The sequence below is a fragment of the Pseudomonas sp. RW409 genome, from assembly GCF_003184125.1.
Lineage (GTDB): Bacteria > Pseudomonadota > Gammaproteobacteria > Pseudomonadales > Pseudomonadaceae > Aquipseudomonas > Aquipseudomonas chlororaphis_I.
On record NZ_QHHP01000040.1, the window covers coordinates 399578 to 418391 of the forward strand.

Here is an 18814-nt window from a genome sequence, read left to right on the forward strand (position 1 = left end):
CGGTGTTAGTCAGTCGGAGCTTTTCGCGAGCAAGCTCGCTCCTACGGAGGGCGGGCTTGCTCGCGCGGTTATCAGCCCGGATCGCGGAAGCCTGGGTGGAAGTCCTTGGGCACCGCCACGCTGACCTTGTCGCTGGTGGCGATATCGATGCCTTCGCTGGCCACCTCGGCGAGGAAGTCGATCTGCTCCGGGGTGATCACGTAGGGCGGCAGGAAATACACCACGCTGCCCAGCGGGCGCAGCAGGGCGCCGCGCTCCAGGGCGTGCTGGAAGACTTTCAGGCCACGGCGTTCCTGCCACGGGTAGGCGGTCTTGCTGGCCTTGTCCTGGACCATCTCGATGGCCAGCACCATGCCGGTCTGGCGTACTTCCGCGACGTGCGGGTGGTCCGCCAGGTGCGCGGTCGAGCTGGCCATGCGCTGGGCCAGCGCCCGGTTGTTCGCGATGACGTTGTCCTGCTCGAAGATATCCAGGGTCGCCAGCGCCGCCGCACAGGCCAGCGGGTTGCCGGTGTAGCTGTGGGAGTGGAGGAAGGCGCGCAGGGTCGGGTAGTCGTCGTAGAAGGCGCTGTAGACCTCGTCGGTGGTCAGGCATGCGGCCAGCGGCAGGTAGCCGCCGGTCAGGGCCTTGGACAGGCAGAGGAAGTCCGGGCGGATGCCGGCCTGTTCGCAGGCGAACATCGTGCCGGTGCGGCCGAAGCCGACGGCGATCTCATCAAAGATCAGGTGCACGCCGTAGCGGTCGCAGGCCTCGCGCAGCAGCTTGAGGTACACCGGGTGATACATGCGCATGCCGCCGGCGCCCTGGATCAGCGGCTCGACTATCACCGCGGCGAGGGTGGCGTGGTGTTCCGCCAGGGTCTGCTCCATGGCCACGAACATGTTGCGCGAGTGTTCTTCCCAGCTCATGCCTTCGGGGCGCAGGTAGCAATCCGGGCTCGGCACCTTGAGGGTGTCCAGCAGCAGGGCCTTGTAGGTCTCGGTGAACAGCGGCACATCGCCCACCGACATCGCGGCGATGGTTTCGCCGTGGTAGCTGTTGGTCAGGGTGACGAAGCGCTTCTTGTCCTTCTGGCCGCGGTTGAACCAGTAGTGGAAGCTCATCTTCATCGCCACTTCGATGCACGACGAGCCGTTGTCGGCATAGAAGCAGCGGGTCAGGCCTTCGGGGGTCATTTTCACCAGGCGCTCGGACAGCTCGATCACCGGCTGATGGCTGAAGCCGGCGAGGATCACGTGCTCCAGCTGATCGACCTGATCCTTGATGCGCTGGTTGATGCGCGGGTTGGCGTGGCCGAATACGTTGACCCACCAGGAGCTGACCGCGTCGAGGTAGCGCTTGCCTTCGAAGTCCTCCAGCCACACGCCTTCGCCGCGCTTGATCGGGATCAGCGGCAGCTGCTCGTGGTCTTTCATCTGGGTGCAGGGATGCCATAACACCGCGAGATCGCGTTGCATCCACTGGTTGTTGAGGCCCATGTTCAGTCTCCTGGAGGCGGCTCTAAGTACGCGAGCAAACAATCGCGCAAGCCTATGCAATGCCAGGCCGTGTCACAACCCATTGCATGCCTGGAAGGGCGAATTGATCGCGGCCGCAGGACGGTCTGTCACGTTTTCCCCACGTAGACCTTAATGCCTGGTTAATTTAGTGTTCGTAGGATCAACATCGTATTTCTCGATATTTCAAAGCGAAAATTTCCGCTTTAATTCGATAGTTAAATCGATAGTCTTGGGCAGCAGTTCTTACAGGATTTAAGTGATGCAGCTACGTAACTCTTCTTCCCGCTATGGCTGGGTAAGCATTTTCCTGCACTGGAGTGTGGCGCTGGCAGTCTTTGGATTGTTCGCCCTGGGCCTGTGGATGGTCGGCCTGGATTACTACAGTGCCTGGCGCAAAGATGCGCCGGACCTGCACAAAAGCATTGGCTTGACGCTGTTCGCGGTCATGCTGCTGCGGGTGCTGTGGCGCTTTGTCAGCCCGCCGCCACCGGCACCGGCCAACCACGGTCGCCTGACGCGCCTGGGCGCCACCTTCGGCCATGCCTTCCTGTATCTCAGTCTGTTCGCTGTGATGATTGCCGGTTACCTGATTTCCACCGCAGACGGTGTCGGGATCCCGGTGTTTGGCCTGTTTGAAATTCCCGCCCTGGTTTCCGGACTGCCGGACCAGGCGGATGTGGCCGGCGAGGTGCATCTGTACCTGGCCTGGGCCCTGGTGATCTTTGCCGGAGTGCATGCTCTGGCCGCTTTGAAACACCACTTTATCGATCGTGACGCGACCCTGGCTCGTATGCTGGGACGCAAAGCCTGATGCTCAACCTCGACTCAAAAGGAATAGAAAGCATGTTGAAAAAGACTCTCGCCGCTCTGGCAATCGGTTCTGCTCTGTTGTCTGCCGGTCAGGCGATGGCCGCTGATTACGTGATCGACAAGGAAGGCCAGCACGCCTTCGTCGACTTCAAGATCAGCCACCTGGGCTACAGCTTCATCACCGGTACCTTCAAGGACCTGGACGGCAAGTTCAGCTTCGACGCGGCCAAGCCTGAAGACGCCAAGATCGAAGTCAATGTGCGCACCGCCAGCGTGTTCACCAACCACGCCGAGCGCGACAAGCACATCGCCAGCAAAGACTTCCTGGACGTGGGCAAGTTCGCTGACGCCAAGTTCGTCTCCACCAGCGTCAAGCCAACCGGCAAGAACGCCGATGGCAAGCAGACTGCCGACGTGACCGGCGACCTGACCCTGCACGGTGTGACCAAGCCGGTCGTGGTCAAGGCGACCTTCCTGGGTGAAGGCAAGGACCCATGGGGCGGCTACCGTGCCGGCTTCGAAGGCACCACCAGCATCAATCGCCAGGATTTCGGCAAGATGATGGACCTGGGCCCGGCCTCCAACAATGTCGACCTGTACATCACCTTCGAAGGTGTGAAAGCGAAGTAATGCTTCGTCTGTAGCCGCTGCCGAGCCCGCGAGGCTGCGACAAGGTCCTCAGGACCTTCATGGCCCTTGAGGCCGGCGACCGGTTCCCGGTCGATCGCAGCCTCGGCAGCGGCTACAGAGGCCATAAAAAAAACGCCCCTGATCGCAAGATCAGGGGCGTTTTTTATTGCCGCGGGTAACTCAGCGATTGCGGGTCAGCAAGGCTGGTTTCTCGCCACGTGGACGGCTTGGCAGTTGATCGAGCTGCTCGGGTGTCGGGAAACGGTCGGCTTTCGATTCCTTGTGCATGATCTTCGGCTGGTTGCCACGCGGGTTCTGTACCGCCGGTTCCTGACGCGCCTGGTCGTCACGGGCCGGACGACGATTGCGCGACTCTTCGCGACGGGCCTGGCCGTCACGTGGAGCACCGCTGCGTGGGCCGTTGCGCTTGGCAGGTGGGGTGCCGGTGCTGGCGCCATTGCTGTTGCGCGGACCGCCGGAGCGACCCTGGCCGCCACTGCGCGGCGCATTGCTGTTGGCTGCTGCGCCCTGGCCTGGCGCGCCTGGACGGCGGCCGCGGCTCTGGTTGTTCTTGTTCTGGTACGGGCTGACGTAGTCGGCGCGGTTGCCGAAGTTGTCCACGTCGTCGTCCAGGAACTCATCCGGGGCGCGGTCGGCGCGTGGCGTCGGCTGGCGCTGTTCGCGGGCCGGGGTGCCTTCGCGAGGCTTCTGCTCACGGGCTGGACGGTCGCCGCGAGCGGCCGGTTTTTCCTTGCCCTTGTCCTTGCCTTTGTCTTTGCGGCCGCCGCCACCACCACCGCCGCCGTTCGGACCGTCGCCACGCGGGCCACGGGAATTGCGCGGGTTACGCACGTCCGGACGCTCGCGCACTTCCGGTTTCTCGGCTTCCACGGCGCTGGCATCGAAGCCCATCAGATCGCCGTCGGGGATCTTCTGCTTGGTCATGCGCTCGATGCTCTTGAGCAGCTTCTCTTCGTCCGGCGCGACCAGCGAGATCGCTTCGCCCGAACGACCGGCACGACCGGTACGGCCAATGCGGTGCACGTAGTCTTCGTCGACGTTCGGCAGTTCGAAGTTGACCACGTGTGGCAGCTGGTCGATGTCCAGGCCGCGGGCGGCGATGTCGGTGGCGACCAGGATCCGCACTTCACCGGCCTTGAAGTCGGCCAGGGCCTTGGTACGGGCGTTCTGGCTCTTGTTGCCGTGGATGGCGACAGCGGTCAGGCCGTGCTTGTCCAGGTACTCGGCCAGGCGGTTGGCGCCGTGCTTGGTACGGGTGAAGACCAGTACCTGTTCCCAGGCGCCGGCGGTGATCAGGTGGGCCAGCAAGGCACGCTTGTGGCTGGCGGCCAGGCGGAACACCCGTTGCTCGATACGCTCGACCGTGGTGTTCGGCGGCGTGACTTCGATGCGCTCGGGGTTGTGCAGCAGCTTGCCGGCCAGGTCCGTGATGTCCTTGGAGAAGGTCGCGGAGAACAGCAGGTTCTGGCGCTTGGCGGGCAGGCGTGCGAGGACTTTCTTCACGTCATGGACGAAGCCCATGTCGAGCATGCGGTCGGCTTCGTCGAGCACGAGGATTTCCACGTGGGACAAGTCGACGCTGCCTTGGCCGGCCAGGTCGAGCAGGCGGCCGGGGCAGGCCACCAGCACGTCGACGCCGCGGGCCATGGCCTGAACCTGTGGGTTCATGCCGACGCCACCGAAGATGCAGGCACTGACGAACTTCAGGTCGCGGGCATAGACCTTGAAGCTCTCGTGCACTTGCGCGGCCAGTTCGCGGGTTGGGGTCAGGACCAGGACGCGCGGTTGGCGCGGGCCGTGACGCTGGGATTTGTCCGGGTGACCGTTGGGAAACAACCGTTCCAGGATCGGAAGGGCGAAACCGCCGGTTTTACCAGTACCTGTCTGTGCCGCGACCATCAGGTCGCGACCTTGCAACACGGCGGGAATGGCCCGCTGTTGCACCGGAGTAGGCTGGGTGTAGCCGGCGGCTTCGATGGCGCCGACTAAAGCCTCGGAGAGACCGAGGGAAGCAAAGGACATGAGTAATCCTGTTTTAGTGAGGGCTTGGCCCAGAGGGATAGTCTTGCCTGGCGCGAATGGCGTTTAAGAGGACGCAATCCCGTCCGGTCCTGCTGGCTCCTGAAGGCTCATCGGCGAGGGCTCGCGCGGGCCTTGTGGCTGCGCTGTAGCGGTATCGAGATGCCTTGAACAGGATCGAGCGTCCGGGCGTGAGCCTGGCGGGAAGGCCGGAGTATAACAGAGCAATCAGCGTGCGCTGCGTTCCTGCTGCTCAATGGTTTTCAGCGGGGCGCCGGGCGGCATTGCGCTTGAGTCGGCAATCGCCGGTGCCGCGCCGTAGCGGGCGCTCAGTTCGGCGTAGGCCGGCTCGCGCTTGAAACGCTTGAGTTCGGCGCCGAAACGCTGCACCAGCAAGTCCATGCCGGCATTGCGCCGTACCGCCAGAAACTGGCTCTGGCGGCTGATGACCACCGGGTTCTCGGTGATCTGCTGGCGAATATCCAGTTGGTCGAGCAGATGCTGGCCGACCCGCCGATCGGTGATCAGCAGGTCGATGCGGCCGCGCAGCAGCTTGCCGAAATTGGCTTCGTGGGTCGGCGCCGGCTCGTGCTTGAACAGCGTGGACTCCCTGAAGTCCTGGCTGTACAGATAGCCGGGAGAGGTGCCCACGGTCAGGCCGCGCAAGTCTTCCAGGGTGCGGAACGGAAAGGGCCGGGCGTTGGCATAGAACATCACGAACTCGACGTCCGACAGCGGCTCGCTGGGGTAGAGCAGGCTGCTTTCGCGTTCGTTGCTGTGAAAGATGTCCAGGGCACCGTCGGCCTGGCCCTGTTCGAGCATGGCCAGGCAACGTTTCCAGGGCAGGAACTGCCATTCGACTTCGATCCCCAGGCGCTGGAAGACGATGGCCGTGGTTTCGTAATCCAGCCCCTGGGCCTTGCCCTGTTCCTCATAGACATAAGGGGCCCAGGGCTCGGTGACAATGCGCAGCTTCTCGCCATGGGCGGTGAGGCTCAGGCAAGCGCAGATAAAGGCTGTCAGCAGCTGGGCGATGAGGGGCATCGCTGGAGATTACGACGAGAGGTCGCCCAATACCAGAGGCTGTCTAGCTCAAGCCTCAGTCAGCCTTTGTCTCGATCAGATGCAGGTAGATGGCCTTGCGTCGCTGGCCCAGTACCAGGCGAATCACCGGGTGGTTGAACCAGCGCTCGAGTTGATGGCTGTTGAGCGGCTTTTTCAGGCGGCCTTCGGCGTTTTCCCGGGCTTTCTCCCACCAGACCGGGGCGCAGGCCTGGTCGAATTCGTTGGTGTGGCGGTAGCAGCCGTAGAGGATTTCGCGCATGAACTGCCGCTGGTGCCCGGGCAGGGCCAGGGTCACGATCTTGTAGGCCAGGCGTTGCAACGTCGGTGGGCGTGGCAGGGTCGCGGTGACCAGGCGGGTTTCGTCCAGGGCGACGCTGCTGGTGGGTGCTGCGCCGTGCTTGTCCAGCCAGGCCTTGATCTTGGCGCGAAACAGCTGCTTGCGGCTCCAGTAGTGGTGGATCAGGTCGGGGCATTCGCGAACCTGCTTGGTGCGATAGGCCGCCACCGACAGGCAGAACTCTTCGAGGGTGTAGGCGCCGTTGGCCAGCGGGTACAGCTCGTCCATCAGGGCGATGGAGCGCTCCAGCACATCGGCGTCGGCGCGGTGCAGGCCGATCACGCCGGAGTTCAGCAGCGGCATCTGGTCGTCGGCGAGTTTGCGTTCCTGCAGCAAGCCGGCCAGGGACTGGTAGAGGCCGGACTCCTTGTTGGCGCCGTAGCACATGCCGAAGGCGTTACACAGCAGGGTGCCGGGCTGGATGCGGCGAAACAGCTCCAGCGGCGAGCAGTGAAAAAAGGTATCGGTGTCGATCAGCAGCGCCAGTTCGGACTCTTGCAGCACCTGCTGCATCACCACGTGCTTGGCGCGAAAGTGGTAGCCGTGTGGGGCGATCCAGGCCTGGCGGGTGTTTTCGTCCAAGGGGCGCACGCGCACAGGCAGGTCGCGGTAAGGCGCGGCATTGTCGGTGAAGACCTGGATGTCGAGGGCTTCGCCCGGCGTTTCGCGCAGCCCGGCAAGGGCGCTGGCAATGCTGAACGCGGCTTCCTGGTGATAGGTCGCGGCGCCGTAAACCAGATAGATCAATTGTGGGCGTGCTGCGGTGCTGCCTGTGGACATCTACGGCGATCCTTCGGATGTATTGGGGGTTAAAAAAAAGGCCCTGGATTTCGCCAAGGCCTTTTCTGATGTTGCCGGGCGGTTAACGCGGCAGCTTCAGGTTGTTCCAGACGGCCAGGCTTGGCTCGGCTTGGTTCAGGGTATAGAAATGCAGCCCTGGGGCCCCGCCTTGCAACAAACGTTCACACATTTCGGTGATGACCTGTTCGCCGAACGTCTGAATGCTTTGGCTGTCGTCGCCGTAGGCTTCCAGCTGCTTGCGGATCCAGCGCGGGATTTCCGCGCCGCAGGCGTCGGAGAAACGCGCCAGCTTGCTGTAGTTGGTGATCGGCATGATGCCGGGCACGATCGGGATGTTCACACCCATTTGTTGCACGCGTTCGACGAAGTAGAAATAACTGTCGGCGTTGAAGAAGTACTGGGTGATCGCACTGTTGGCGCCGGCGTTGGCCTTGCGTACGAAGTTGTTGAGGTCGTCTTCGAAATTGCGCGCCTGCGGGTGCATTTCCGGATACGCCGCCACTTCGATGTGGAAGTGATCACCGGTCTCTTCACGAATGAAACTCACCAGGTCGTTGGCGTGACGCAGCTCGCCGCTGGCCATGCCCATGCCCGAAGGCAGGTCGCCGCGCAGGGCGACGATACGGTTGATGCCGGCAGCCTTGTACTGGGTCAGCAGGCCACGCAGGTCGGCCTTGCTGTCACCCACGCAGGACAGGTGCGGCGCGGCCGGGATCTTCACCTCGCTTTCGAGCTGCAGCACGGTGTTCATCGTGCGGTCGCGGGTCGAGCCACCGGCACCGTAGGTGCAGGAGAAGAAGTCGGGGTTGTAGCTGGCCAGCTGGCGGGCAGTGGCGAGCAGTTTTTCATGCCCAGCATCGGTCTTGGTCGGGAAGAACTCGAAGCTGTAGCGACGGTCTTGGGACATGGAGGAAACCTCCAGCTACAAGCTGCAAGCCACAAACTGCAAGAGTAGCGGAGGTGCGCTCGACTCTTGGGCCTGGAACGGGCTGCTTGAAACTGTTTAAGCAAATAGGGACGAAGCCGAAAGCTTCGAGCGGCAAGCAGGGCTTGTGGCCCTTGCTTGCCGCTTGAAACTCAAGGCTTGCAACTGCTCTTAGTACCGGTAAGCGTGCGGCTTGAACGGGCCTTCGACGGTCACGCCGATGTAGTCAGCCTGTTGCTTGGTCAGTTGGGTGACCACACCACCGAAGCCGCGAACCATTTCCAGGGCCACTTCTTCGTCGAGTTTCTTCGGCAGTACTTCAACGGTCAGGCGCTCGGCTTTCTGGGCTGGCGACAGGTCGGCGTACTTCTGGCCGAACAGGAAGATCTGCGCCAGAACCTGGTTGGCGAACGAACCGTCCATGATGCGGCTTGGGTGACCGGTGGCGTTGCCCAGGTTCACCAGGCGGCCTTCGGCCAGCAGGATCAGGTAGTCGTCGTTCTGGGCGTCGAAAGCGCCTGGGCCGGTACGGTGAACCTTGTGCACCTGTGGCTTCACTTCTTCCCATGCCCAGTTCTTGCGCATGAAAGCGGTGTCGATTTCGTTGTCGAAGTGACCGATGTTGCAGACCACGGCGCGCTTTTTCAGGGCCTTGAGCATGTTTGCGTCGCAAACATTGACGTTACCGGTGGTGGTCACGATCAGGTCGATCTTGCCCAGCAGGGCCTTGTCGATGCTCGCTTCGGTGCCGGTGTTGATCCCGTCGATGAACGGCGAAACCAGTTCGAAACCGTCCATGCAGGCCTGCATGGCGCAGATCGGGTCAACTTCGGAAACCTTGACGATCATGCCTTCCTGACGCAGGGACTGGGCCGAACCCTTGCCCACGTCACCGTAGCCGATGACCAGCGCTTGCTTGCCGGACAGCAGGTGGTCGGTACCGCGCTTGATCGCATCGTTCAGGCTGTGACGGCAGCCGTACTTGTTGTCGTTCTTGCTCTTGGTCACCGAGTCGTTGACGTTGATGGCCGGGATCTTCAGCTCGCCCTTGGCCAGCATGTCCAGCAGGCGGTGCACGCCGGTGGTGGTTTCTTCGGTCACGCCGTGGACGCGATCCAGCACCTGCGGGTACTTCTTGTGCAGCAGCTCGGTCAGGTCGCCGCCGTCGTCGAGGATCATGTTGGCGTCCCATGGCTTGCCATCCTTGAGGATGGTCTGCTCCAGGCACCACTCGTACTCTTGCTCGGTCTCGCCTTTCCAGGCGAATACCGGGATGCCGGCGGCGGCGATGGAGGCAGCGGCCTGGTCCTGGGTCGAGAAGATGTTGCAGGACGACCAGCGTACTTCGGCACCCAGGGCAACCAGGGTTTCGATCAGCACGGCAGTCTGGATGGTCATGTGGATGCAGCCGAGAATCTTCGCGCCCTTGAGCGGTTGTTCAGCGGCGTATTTGCGGCGCAGACCCATCAGGGCCGGCATTTCCGATTCGGCGATGATGGTTTCACGACGGCCCCAGGCGGCCAGGGACATGTCGGCGACTTTGTAGTCGGTAAAATCTGCAGGCGTGATGACAGCGCTCATGAAGAGCCTCCATTCGTAAGTATGCGAATGGGCGCCGTTGTGCGTTTAGTGACTGACCGAACCATCACGGCCAGACAACGCCCCATCCGAGCCTGACAGGTCTAGCCTGCTGCAGCGCCCCTCGGACAGGTGGCGGGAAAACGGTATCAGGTGATCGTTACCGTTTTGAAACGGAGGCGATTATAGCTTTCTTTAAGCGGCAAGGTGCAAGCTTCAAGCTGCGAGTAAGAGCAGGCCGCTTTTTACTTGCAGCTTGAAGCTTGAAACTTGAAGCTGGGGGGCACATCCACCGCAATCGCTTAAATACCCCGGAGCCCCTCCCATGAATTTCCACACCCGCAAATGGGTAAAACCCGAAGACCTCAACCCCAACGGCACGCTGTTCGGCGGCAGCCTGTTGCGCTGGATCGACGAAGAAGCGGCGATCTACGCCATCGTCCAGCTGGGCAACCAGCGCGTGGTCACCAAGTACATTTCCGAAATCAACTTTGTCAGCGCCTCGCGCCAGGGCGACATCATCGAACTGGGCATCACCGCCACCGAATTCGGCCGCACCTCGATCACCCTGACCTGTGAAGTGCGCAACAAGATCACCCGCAAAAGCATCCTCACCGTCGAGAAGATGGTCTTCGTCAACCTGGGCGAGGACGGCCTGCCGGCCCCTCACGGTCGTACCGAGATCAGATACGTGAAAGACCAGTTCAAGGACGACGAGCCGATCGCCTGAGCCGTCTTCTTGTAGGAGCAGCCGGTCGACGCTTGATTGCTCGCGATCAGGGCTGCCAGGCGACGCGATCTGCTTGAAGCAGTGCGGTGTCTGGACGGGCCGATCGCGAGCAAGCTCGCTCCTACAGGGGCAGGTTGTCAGTGAGTGTCCTGGGCGGCGGCCGGAGCATCCTTGGTGACATGGCGCACCAGTTTGCCGATGGTCAGGCCCTGCAGGAGGATCGACGACAGCACCACGATGTAGGTGATGCTCAGTACCAGGTCGCGCTCCGGGCCCAATGGCAGGGCCAGGGCCAGCGCCACCGAAACCCCGCCGCGCAGGCCGCCCCAGGTCAGTACCCGGATGGTGCCGCGTGGCACGCTGCGCCAGCGGCGTAGCAGGACGATGGCCGGGGCCACGGTGAGCAGGCGCGACAGCACGATCGCCACCGCCAGCAGGCTCGCGGCCAGCAAGTGCAGCCAGTTGAACGGCAGCAGCAACAGTTCCATGCCGATCAGGGCGAACAGCAGGGCGTTGAGCATGTCGTCGAGCAGTTCCCAGAAACCGTCCAGGTAGCGCCGGGTCATGTCGTTCATCGCCAGGTTGCGCCCCAGGTTGCCGATGATCAGACCTGCCACCACCATCGCGATCGGCGCCGAGACGTGCAGTTCGCTGGCCATCGCCGAGCCGCCGACCACCAGGGCCAGGGTCAGCATCACCTCGATCTGGTGCTGCTCGATGCTCTTGATCATCAGGTACACCAGGTAGCCGATCAGCCCGCCGAATACCACGCCGCCGATGGCCTCATGGGCAAACAGCAGGGCGGTAGCGCCGATGGTCGGGGTTTCGCCGAGCTGGGCGATACCCAGCAATACGGTGAACACCACCACCGCGGTGCCGTCGTTGAACAGCGACTCGCCGACGATGGTGGTTTTCAGTGGCTTGGACGCGTTGGCGGTACGCAGCACGCCGAGCACCGCGATCGGGTCGGTCGGCGAGATCAGGGCGCCGAACAGCAGGCAATAGAGGAAGCTCACGTGCCAGCCGAACAGGCCGAAGATCCAGTAGGCCAGGCTGCCGATGACGAACGTGGCGATCAGCACGCCGACCGTGGCCAACAGGCCGATGGGCCAGCGGTAGCTGCGCAGGTCGTTGAGGTTGACGTGCAAGGCGCCGGCGAACAGCAGGAACGACAGCATCCAGTTCATCAGCAGGTCGCCGAAGTCGATCTGGCCGATCAGCTGTTGCACGTGCTCTTCCAGGCCGGGATAGCCGAGGAAGCTCAAGCCTTGCAGCAGCAGGGAAAACAGCAGTGCGGTGACCATCACCCCGATGGTCGGCGGCAGGCCGATGAAGCGGAAGTTGACGTAGGTGAGCAGGGTGGTCAGGCAGATGAAGGCGGCAACGAGTTCAAGCATCCGGAGTCCCTTGGATAGAAAGGTGAAAAGAAAGCCCGAAAACCATCGGGCAAGGGTTGGATGGGCCGCTGGCGGCCCGGGGCACACCGACAAGGAAAGTTCAGATTCTTCTGGCGGTGAGCCGGTCGGTGTGTGGTTCTAGAGGCGATTGTCGGTCAGTCGCGCGCTCGGCGGCCTCAGCCGGATACATTGACCGCGGCCGCCTGGCGACGTTGCAGGTGAATGAACAGCAGCGCGGTCAGCACCGTCAGCCCGCCGACCAGCGCGCCGGTCCACGGCAGGTCGGCCAGGTCGGCGCCGCTGGCGACCACCAGGCCACCGATCCAGGCGCCGGCGGCGTTGCCCAGGTTGAAGGCGCTCTGGTTCAGGGTCGAGCCCAGGTTGGGGGCCTCATGGGCCTGGTCGATGATCAGCAGTTGCAGGATCGGGCACAGGGCGAAGGCGAAAATCCCCCACAGCAGCAAAGTGATCGCCGCCGGGATCAGCAGATGGCTGGTCTGGCTGAACGCGGCCAGTACCAGCACCACGGCCAGCGCCATGGCCACCAGCGACGGCAACAGGCGGCTGTCGGCCAGGCGTCCGCCGAGCATGCTGCCGGCCGTCAGGCCGACACCGAACAGCAGCAACATGATGGTCACGCCATGGGGGCTGACGCCGGTGACGTCCTGCAGGATCGGCGCGATATAGGTGAAGACGCTGAACAGGCTGGTGGACGCCAGCACGCTCATGCCCAGGGCCAGCAGCACGTTGGTCTTGCCCAGGACCTTGAATTCGCTGGCCAGGTTGGCCTTGTCCATGGCGATGTGCCGGGGCAGCCAGAGCCACTGGGCAATGGCGGCGATCACCCCGATCACCGACACCGCCCAGAAGGTCGAGCGCCAGCCGGCGTACTGCCCCAACGCCGTACCCAGCGGCACGCCAAGCACATTGGCCAGGGTCAGGCCGGTGAACATCATGGCGATCGCCTGGGCGCGTTTGTTCGGCGCCACCAGGCTGGCGGCGACCACCGAGCCGATGCCGAAAAACGCGCCGTGGCACAGCGCGGTGATCACCCGTGCGGCCATCAGCGTGGCGTAGTTCGGCGCCAGCGCGCAGAGCACGTTGCCGAGGATGAACATCAGGGTCATGCCCAGCAACGTAGCCTTGCGCGGCATGTTGGCGGTGCCGACGGCGAGGATCGGCGCGCCGAACACCACGCCCAGGGCGTAGCCGGTAATCAGCAGGCCCGCATGGGGAATGCTGACGGACAGGTCGCGGGCGACATCGGGCAGCAGGCCCATGATGACGAATTCAGTGGTGCCGATGCCGAAGGCGGCAACAGCCAGTGCGAGCAAGGCGAGTGGCATGCGAGGATTCTCTGTCTGTAGTCTTGACGCCCTGATCAGGCATACGCATGCCGGCTTTGCTCCTCCATCGGAGCGGGTCCGGCGGATCGGGCAGCAGCAGGAATTATTGGAATAGATATGCGCAACTGAGTGCGGCGTGGTCGGCGTCAGTATAGACAGCCGTAGCGCCTAGGTGAATCGATTCTCTTATCGCAAACAGGGAGTGTGAGGTGTTGGCGACAACTCTGGTTCTGGTGGCGGCGCTGCTGCATGCGGCATGGAATACCCTGATCAAGTTCAGCGGCGAGCGCTTGTTGGTGGTGGCCTGCATGGACAGTGTCGCCTTGCTGTTCGTGGCGTTGATGCTGGGATTCGTCGCATGGCCGCCGCTGGAGATCTGGCCATGGATCCTGGCCTCGGCGGTTTTCGAATTGCTCTACCGCTACCTGCTGATCCAGGCCTATCGGGTCGGCGACCTGGGCCTGGTCTATCCACTGATGCGCGGCCTTTCGCCCCTGGTGGTGCTGGCCCTGACCCTGATCTTCGCCGGCGAGGTGCTCAGCCCCCAGCAGATCCTCGGCATCCTGTTGATCCCTTTCGGCATGCTGTGCCTGCTGTGGCAGGGCGGTGGCGGCGACCGCCTGCCGTGGTCGATGTTGCCGGTGGTGGCGCTGATCGGCCTGTGCATCGGCTGCTACACCTTTATCGACGGCCAGGCATTGCGCCGTTGGTCCCATCCGCTGGATTACCTGGTGTGGGTGACGCTGCTCAGCGCCTGGCCCTTCCCGTTGCTGGCGTTGCTGCGCAAGCGTGCGGCCTTCACTCTGTTCTGGCGCGAGCAATGGCAACTGGGGTTGAGCGTCGGGTTCTGCGTATTGTTCAGCTACGCTCTGGTGCTGTGGGCCATGCAGCTGGGATCGATCGCCGAGGCGGCGGCGCTGCGGGAAGTCAGCGTGATCCTGGTGGTGCTGTTCGGCATGCGTTACCTGAAAGAACCTTTCGGCCGACCTCGGCTCTTAGCTTGTGGGCTGGTGCTGATCGGCATGCTGGTGATGAAGTTCTGACCCCGCTCCCCTCATGACTTTAAAAAGGACTCTGCCATGACCGTCGCTTTCTGGTGTGTATTGATCGCCATCTTCCTGCCTTACCTGTGCAACAGCATCGCCAAGTTCAGCGGGGGCAACTTTGGCCTGCGGCAGAACCATGACCCACGGGCCTATCTCGAGACCCTCGAGGGGTTCGCCCGGCGGGCGCATGCGGCGCAGCTCAACAGTTTTGAAGTGACCCCGGCCTTCGCGGCGGGGGTGATCATTGCCCACATCGCCAACGTCGCCGAACTGGTGACCATCGATGTGCTGGCGGTGCTGTTCATCACCAGCCGCCTGCTGTACATCATCTGCTACCTGGCGGACTGGGCGACCCTGCGGTCGCTGGTGTGGCTCGTCGGTATCGCGCTGATTGCCAGCTTCTTTTTCGTCTCCATTTGACCTGTAGCCGCTGCCGAGCTTGCGAGGCTGCGACCGGGCGCGCAGCGGCCGCAATGGGGGGCTCGCGGTTATCCTGGCCCAACGCACTCTCAGGTTTTGCGCCTGCTACGCAGTCGATCGCAGCCTCGCGGGCTCGGCAGCGGCTACGGGGCTACGGGGTCATTTGCTGTCGGTGACTTGAGGCACTTTCGGCAGCGTGGCGCCCTTGGGCCAGAGCATCCAGATCTGGCCCTGCTGTTTCATGTCCCCCGCCAGTTGCCCGGCCGCGTCGCCGGTGCCCCAGAACAGGTCGGCGCGAACCTCGCCGGCGATCGCGCCGCCGGTGTCCTGCGCCGCCACCGGGCGGATCAGGCTGCTGCCATCGGGCCGGGTGGTGGAAAGCCATAACAGGCTGCCCAGCGGTATCACCTTGCGGTCCACCGCCACGCTGTAGCCGGACGTCAGCGGTACGTTCAGCGAGCCGCGCGGGCCTTCGTTGCTGTCCGGGTTGCGGTTGAAGAACACATAGCTGGGGTTGCTGCCCAGCAGTTCCGGGATGCGATTGGGGTTGGCCTTGGCCCAGGCCGCGATGGTGCCCATGGTCACGTCCTCTTTCTTCAGCTCGCCCTGATCCACCAGCCAGCGGCCGATGGGGCGGTAGGGGTGGCCGTTCTGGTCGGCATAACCGATGCGCAACTGGCGCCCGTCTTCCAGCTGGATGCGGCCCGAGCCCTGGATCTGCAGGAATTGCAGGTTCATCGGGTCGGTCAGCCAGGCGATCACCGGCGCCTTGACCCCCTTGGTCTCGATGGTCGCGGCATCGTCGTAGGGTTTCAGCACCCGGCCTTCGAGGCGGCCACGCAGGCGCTTGCCCTTGAGTTCGGGATAAATGCTGTCGAGGGCGACGATGATCATGTCTTCCGGCACGCCGTAGACCGGCACTGACGCGGCCTGGGTCTGGGTCAGGCTGCCCGGGTAGACCGGCTCGTAGTAGCCGGTGATCAGGCCATTGCTGCTGCCGCTGGCTGAGCGCAGGCCGTAGACGTCCAGGTGTTCCTTGAGGAAGCTGCGGACATCGAGGGCGGTGAGCGGCACGTTGGCCGCGGTCGCGCAGGTCGGGCCCCACACCGGGTCGGCTTTCAGCCGGGTGCAGGCGCTGCGCCAGGAACCGAAGCCGGCCAGCAGGTCGTCGTCGGACACAGTGGGCAAGGCTTCCCAGCTGGCGCTGGTATAGGTGGCGATAGCGTGGGGCTGGGGTGGCTTGCCGACTTCGCCGCCATTGCATCCGGCCAGCAGGATCGCGGTCGGCAAGGCCCAGGCCAGGTGTCGACGCCACAGTTTGAAACGGGTGTTCATTGGGTAATTCCTTTGTGGCTTGCCTGGGCGCATGGCAACTTCAGGCAATCCATATTGTTAATAGGGCTATTGGTCTTTGCCGGGCAGGCGAGGATACTGGCGGCCGTTTCCCGTGACCCGAAGCCACCATGACGCTTAAAAGACTCTCTGTTGTATTGCTGGCCTGCCTGACGTTGTCCGCCTGCGGCGGTGTCGATCCGAACTCCCCGCTGGGTCAGCGCAAGGCGATCTTCAAACAGATGCTCAAGACCGGTGAGGACCTGGGCGGCATGCTCCGTGGGCGTATCCCGTTCGACGGCCCGCGTTTTACCGAAGGCGCGATCAAGCTGGACAACCTGTCCCGCGAACCCTGGAAGCACTTCCCGCAGGTCAAGGAGCAGGAGCACACCAGCGCGACTGACGATGTCTGGCAGAAGCAGGCACGTTTCCAGGAACTGGCCCGTGCCCTGGAGGCGGCCACCGGTGAATTGGTGATCGCCAGTAAGGTCCAGCCGTACAAGGCCAGCAACCTGGGGCCGGCGGTGCAGAAAGTCGAAGATGCCTGCAGTGCCTGCCATAAAGAGTTTCGCGATCACTGATCCCGTTGCCTGAGGTGGCTGCGGCAGGCACATCTGCCGCAGCGGCTCGAGTTTACTTGTCCAGTTCGTCGAGGGCTTCCTGCAATTCCTTGCGGGATTCGGCCAGCTTGTCCTTGCGCTTGTTGATCTTCTCGGCGTCGCCTTTTTTCATGGCCTTGTCCAGGTCGGTCTGGCGTCGGCTGACCTCGTGCTTGGCTTCCAGCACCTTGTTTTCGCGTTCCTTTTTCAGCGAGGCGTCGGTGCAGTTCGCGGTGGCTTCGCTCAGGGCTTTTTCCAGGCCGGCCTGTTGCTCGCTGTTGCCATGGGCCTTGGCCTGTTCGATCTGGGTGCTGATGGCCTGGCGCTTGGCAGCGCAGCCGATGAGTTCCGGGGCCTGCTCGGCGGCCATCAGGGCTGGGGTTGTCAGGCTGAACGCGGCGAAGAGGGTGAGCGGTGCAAGAAATTTCATAAAGGCTCCATGTGAAAAGATGAATAGCAGGAGTGGGGCGATGGGCTGTTTGAGCCATCTGCGTCCCCGGGGTTCAACGTCGCCGGTTGTAAAGGCTTCAGAAGCCTTCGATTCCGGCGGCACGTAATTCTTCAATCAAGGCCAGGACCTGCGGATCGCGGAAAAAGGCGCTCAACTGAGCGGCGCGTCCCGGGCCTATAGCGCTTTGGGCCTGCCATTGTTCGGTGGTTATGGCCGCCAACACCGCCCAGTCATCCTCGAGCCTGGCGTTGCCGGTCGGTGGCAGCCCAAGGGCTTTGAGCCAGCGCTGAAACGGCTGCTGGCGGGCACTGTGCAGGCTGCTCAGCAAACGCGCGATGCTGCGTTCGCCAAAGCCGGTAATGTTAGCAAGCTCTGCAGGATCGAGGGTCAACCAATCGAGCAGCCCGTTGATCAGTCCTGCGTCCAGCAGCTTCTCCCAGGTGCCGGCGCCCACATGGGGCAGGTCCAGCCCGGATTTGCTGCTCAGCCAGGTCAGACGCGCGAGGAACTGGCTCCTGCAGCCGGGCAGGGGTTGCAAGCAGCTGAGCGCATGGAAGGCCGAGGCGTCCGGGACTTGCAGCGGAACACGCTGGGGCGCGCGCAGCACCACGCTGTCCAGGCGCGGGATGGTCAGGCCGGCGAGGCTGATCGATACCTGATCGCCAGGGCGGATATCCAGTTCTTGCCAGCGCGGTAGCGATCCGACGCTGACCCGCCTGATCTGCCGGTCGTCGAGCTGGACCGGCTCCAGTTCGAGCATCGGGGTGATCCGGCCGGTGCGACCGATCTTGAAGTCGACCTTGCGCACCCTGGCCAGGGCCTGGGCGAACGGGTACTTCCACGCGGCGATCCAGTAGGGCGCCTTGGCCTGCCAGCGTTGCGCCTCCGGGCGCCGGCTCTGGCGCAGGACGATGCCATCGCTGGCGAAGGGCAGGGCCGAGCGATACCAGTGCGCTCGCCAGCGCTGGACCTCGGCGAACGTACTGACGCGCTGGCTGTATTCGCTGCTGTGGGGAAAACCCAGGGCCTTGAGACCGTCCAGGCGCTGCGCCAGGGTGCTCGGGCCTTGGGGCCAGTCCCAGACGAACAGGCCGATCTGGCTGGCTTGCTGGGGATCCAGCTGGTTGCGCGCCAATAGGCCGGCGACCTGGCCGCGGGCATTCAGGCTGCCGGCCTTGGCCTGTATGTGATCGTTCTGGCGCCAATAGAGCTCGCCCTGTAGCAGCAGGTCCCGAGGCTCGGGCAGGTGTTTGGGGATGGCGCTTATCAGTTGCGCGGGCCTGGTCCAGTCCTGGCCCTGAAGGCCATCCCCACGGCTGATGGCTTGCTGGAAGCGTCCCTGGCGATAGATCAGGGTCACGGCCACGCCGTCGATCTTGGGCTGTACCCAGACCTCCTCGCGCCCGGCGAACCACCGGTGTACGGCGCTTTCATCGGCCAGTTTCTCCACGCCGGTATGGGGAATGGGGTGCGGGACAGTGCCGCGTGCGGTGCGTAGCGGGTTGGCGAGCTCCGCGACGACGGTGGGGAAACAGTTTTGCCAATGTTCGAGCCGGGCGCGGGACTGGTCGTAGAGTTCGTCAGTCACCGGCGACAGGCCTTCGCGGTGGTAGCTGTCGTCCCAACGGTTGATGTGCTGTTGCAGGGTGGCCGTTTCGGCTTGCGCCTGGGCGGGTGTCCAGTCGGGGCACGGGCTGGCGACGCTCGGCAGGGCGATGGCGCTCAGAAGGAGGCCGGCCATGGGCAGCGCTCTGTAGTTGGGCATGGGGAGCATCCTTGCTCGGGGGAGTCAGGTTGCAGGCTAGAGG

At 63.4% G+C, this 18814-nt stretch carries 17 protein-coding genes and 1 riboswitch; of the genes, 6 read left to right on the plus strand and 11 right to left on the minus strand.

What is annotated here, in order from left to right:
* Positions 1-71 precede the first annotated feature (71 nt).
* Positions 72-1478 (minus strand): adenosylmethionine--8-amino-7-oxononanoate transaminase, encoded by a 1407-nt coding sequence (locus DK261_RS20420; protein ID WP_009051288.1) that lies wholly within the window; start codon positions 1476-1478, stop codon positions 72-74.
* A 280-nt stretch (positions 1479-1758) separates the two neighbouring features.
* On the opposite strand from DK261_RS20420, the gene DK261_RS20425 reads away from it, so the two are divergent.
* Both DK261_RS20425 and DK261_RS20430 read left to right on the plus strand, forming a co-directional pair.
* Positions 1759-2310: a cytochrome b gene (locus DK261_RS20425; protein ID WP_016704248.1), complete on the plus strand. Its 552-nt coding sequence runs from the start codon at positions 1759-1761 to the stop codon at positions 2308-2310.
* Between the two features lie 32 nt (positions 2311-2342).
* Positions 2343-2939, plus strand: a complete 597-nt coding sequence (locus DK261_RS20430) for a YceI family protein (protein WP_009051286.1) — start codon at positions 2343-2345, stop codon at positions 2937-2939.
* A gap of 180 nt (positions 2940-3119) precedes the next feature.
* Here DK261_RS20430 and DK261_RS20435 read toward each other — a convergent pair whose 3' ends face one another.
* The 5 genes from DK261_RS20435 to ahcY form a co-directional block, all read right to left on the minus strand.
* On the minus strand, positions 3120-4982 hold the full coding sequence (locus DK261_RS20435; protein WP_016704246.1) for a DEAD/DEAH box helicase: 1863 nt from the start codon (positions 4980-4982) through the stop codon (positions 3120-3122).
* A 225-nt stretch (positions 4983-5207) separates the two neighbouring features.
* Positions 5208-6023: an ABC transporter substrate-binding protein gene (locus DK261_RS20440; protein WP_110176230.1), complete on the minus strand. Its 816-nt coding sequence runs from the start codon at positions 6021-6023 to the stop codon at positions 5208-5210.
* A 55-nt stretch (positions 6024-6078) separates the two neighbouring features.
* Entirely contained in the window at positions 6079-7161 is a 1083-nt protein-coding gene (locus DK261_RS20445; RefSeq protein WP_110176231.1) for a hypothetical protein, read from the minus strand.
* Positions 7162-7243: 82 nt separating this feature from the next.
* Positions 7244-8089 (minus strand): methylenetetrahydrofolate reductase [NAD(P)H], encoded by an 846-nt coding sequence (gene metF / locus DK261_RS20450; protein WP_009051282.1) that lies wholly within the window; start codon positions 8087-8089, stop codon positions 7244-7246.
* A 189-nt stretch (positions 8090-8278) separates the two neighbouring features.
* Positions 8279-9688 (minus strand): adenosylhomocysteinase, encoded by a 1410-nt coding sequence (ahcY, locus tag DK261_RS20455; RefSeq protein ID WP_009045993.1) that lies wholly within the window; start codon positions 9686-9688, stop codon positions 8279-8281.
* A gap of 22 nt (positions 9689-9710) precedes the next feature.
* Positions 9711-9817, minus strand: a riboswitch (S-adenosyl-L-homocysteine riboswitch).
* A 193-nt stretch (positions 9818-10010) separates the two neighbouring features.
* On the opposite strand from ahcY, the gene DK261_RS20460 reads away from it, so the two are divergent.
* The gene (locus DK261_RS20460) at positions 10011-10415 is read left to right on the plus strand and encodes an acyl-CoA thioesterase (RefSeq protein ID WP_007932525.1); all 405 of its coding nucleotides are present in this window, start codon (positions 10011-10013) and stop codon (positions 10413-10415) included.
* A gap of 137 nt (positions 10416-10552) precedes the next feature.
* Here DK261_RS20460 and DK261_RS20465 read toward each other — a convergent pair whose 3' ends face one another.
* A complete protein-coding gene (locus DK261_RS20465; protein ID WP_110176232.1) occupies positions 10553-11812 on the minus strand; it encodes a sodium:proton antiporter in 1260 nt (419 codons plus the stop codon).
* A gap of 176 nt (positions 11813-11988) precedes the next feature.
* Positions 11989-13158, minus strand: a complete 1170-nt coding sequence (locus tag DK261_RS20470) for an MFS transporter (RefSeq protein ID WP_053270111.1) — start codon at positions 13156-13158, stop codon at positions 11989-11991.
* Between the two features lie 209 nt (positions 13159-13367).
* Between DK261_RS20470 and DK261_RS20475 the strand changes: the two genes are divergently transcribed.
* The gene (locus DK261_RS20475; protein ID WP_016704241.1) at positions 13368-14201 is read left to right on the plus strand and encodes an EamA family transporter; all 834 of its coding nucleotides are present in this window, start codon (positions 13368-13370) and stop codon (positions 14199-14201) included.
* A gap of 36 nt (positions 14202-14237) precedes the next feature.
* A complete protein-coding gene (locus tag DK261_RS20480) occupies positions 14238-14624 on the plus strand; it encodes an MAPEG family protein (protein WP_009051278.1) in 387 nt (128 codons plus the stop codon).
* A gap of 159 nt (positions 14625-14783) precedes the next feature.
* Here DK261_RS20480 and DK261_RS20485 read toward each other — a convergent pair whose 3' ends face one another.
* Positions 14784-15959, minus strand: coding sequence for a murein transglycosylase A (locus DK261_RS20485; protein WP_016704239.1), 1176 nt, complete (start codon positions 15957-15959; stop codon positions 14784-14786).
* Positions 15960-16087: 128 nt separating this feature from the next.
* Between DK261_RS20485 and DK261_RS20490 the strand changes: the two genes are divergently transcribed.
* Positions 16088-16537, plus strand: a complete 450-nt coding sequence (locus tag DK261_RS20490) for a cytochrome c (protein WP_009051276.1) — start codon at positions 16088-16090, stop codon at positions 16535-16537.
* Positions 16538-16589: 52 nt separating this feature from the next.
* Here the strand turns inward: DK261_RS20490 and DK261_RS20495 are convergent, their stop codons facing one another.
* Both DK261_RS20495 and ligB read right to left on the minus strand, forming a co-directional pair.
* A complete protein-coding gene (locus DK261_RS20495) occupies positions 16590-16985 on the minus strand; it encodes a DUF1090 domain-containing protein (protein WP_110176233.1) in 396 nt (131 codons plus the stop codon).
* 97 nt (positions 16986-17082) lie between these two features.
* A complete protein-coding gene (gene ligB, locus DK261_RS20500) occupies positions 17083-18771 on the minus strand; it encodes an NAD-dependent DNA ligase LigB (RefSeq protein WP_110176234.1) in 1689 nt (562 codons plus the stop codon).
* Between the last annotated feature and the right edge of the window lie 43 nt (positions 18772-18814).

Coding starts and splice junctions, on each gene's coding strand:
- DK261_RS20420 (WP_009051288.1), bottom strand. CDS start 1,478: ATGGGCCTCAACAACCAGTGGATGCAACGCGATCTCGCGGTGTTATGG.
- DK261_RS20425 (WP_016704248.1), top strand. CDS start 1,759: ATGCAGCTACGTAACTCTTCTTCCCGCTATGGCTGGGTAAGCATTTTC.
- DK261_RS20430 (WP_009051286.1), top strand. CDS start 2,343: ATGTTGAAAAAGACTCTCGCCGCTCTGGCAATCGGTTCTGCTCTGTTG.
- DK261_RS20435 (WP_016704246.1), bottom strand. CDS start 4,982: ATGTCCTTTGCTTCCCTCGGTCTCTCCGAGGCTTTAGTCGGCGCCATC.
- DK261_RS20440 (WP_110176230.1), bottom strand. CDS start 6,023: ATGCCCCTCATCGCCCAGCTGCTGACAGCCTTTATCTGCGCTTGCCTG.
- DK261_RS20445 (WP_110176231.1), bottom strand. CDS start 7,161: ATGTCCACAGGCAGCACCGCAGCACGCCCACAATTGATCTATCTGGTT.
- metF (WP_009051282.1), bottom strand. CDS start 8,089: ATGTCCCAAGACCGTCGCTACAGCTTCGAGTTCTTCCCGACCAAGACC.
- ahcY (WP_009045993.1), bottom strand. CDS start 9,688: ATGAGCGCTGTCATCACGCCTGCAGATTTTACCGACTACAAAGTCGCC.
- DK261_RS20460 (WP_007932525.1), top strand. CDS start 10,011: ATGAATTTCCACACCCGCAAATGGGTAAAACCCGAAGACCTCAACCCC.
- DK261_RS20465 (WP_110176232.1), bottom strand. CDS start 11,812: ATGCTTGAACTCGTTGCCGCCTTCATCTGCCTGACCACCCTGCTCACC.
- DK261_RS20470 (WP_053270111.1), bottom strand. CDS start 13,158: ATGCCACTCGCCTTGCTCGCACTGGCTGTTGCCGCCTTCGGCATCGGC.
- DK261_RS20480 (WP_009051278.1), top strand. CDS start 14,238: ATGACCGTCGCTTTCTGGTGTGTATTGATCGCCATCTTCCTGCCTTAC.
- DK261_RS20485 (WP_016704239.1), bottom strand. CDS start 15,959: ATGAACACCCGTTTCAAACTGTGGCGTCGACACCTGGCCTGGGCCTTG.
- DK261_RS20490 (WP_009051276.1), top strand. CDS start 16,088: ATGACGCTTAAAAGACTCTCTGTTGTATTGCTGGCCTGCCTGACGTTG.
- DK261_RS20495 (WP_110176233.1), bottom strand. CDS start 16,985: ATGAAATTTCTTGCACCGCTCACCCTCTTCGCCGCGTTCAGCCTGACA.
- ligB (WP_110176234.1), bottom strand. CDS start 18,771: ATGCCCAACTACAGAGCGCTGCCCATGGCCGGCCTCCTTCTGAGCGCC.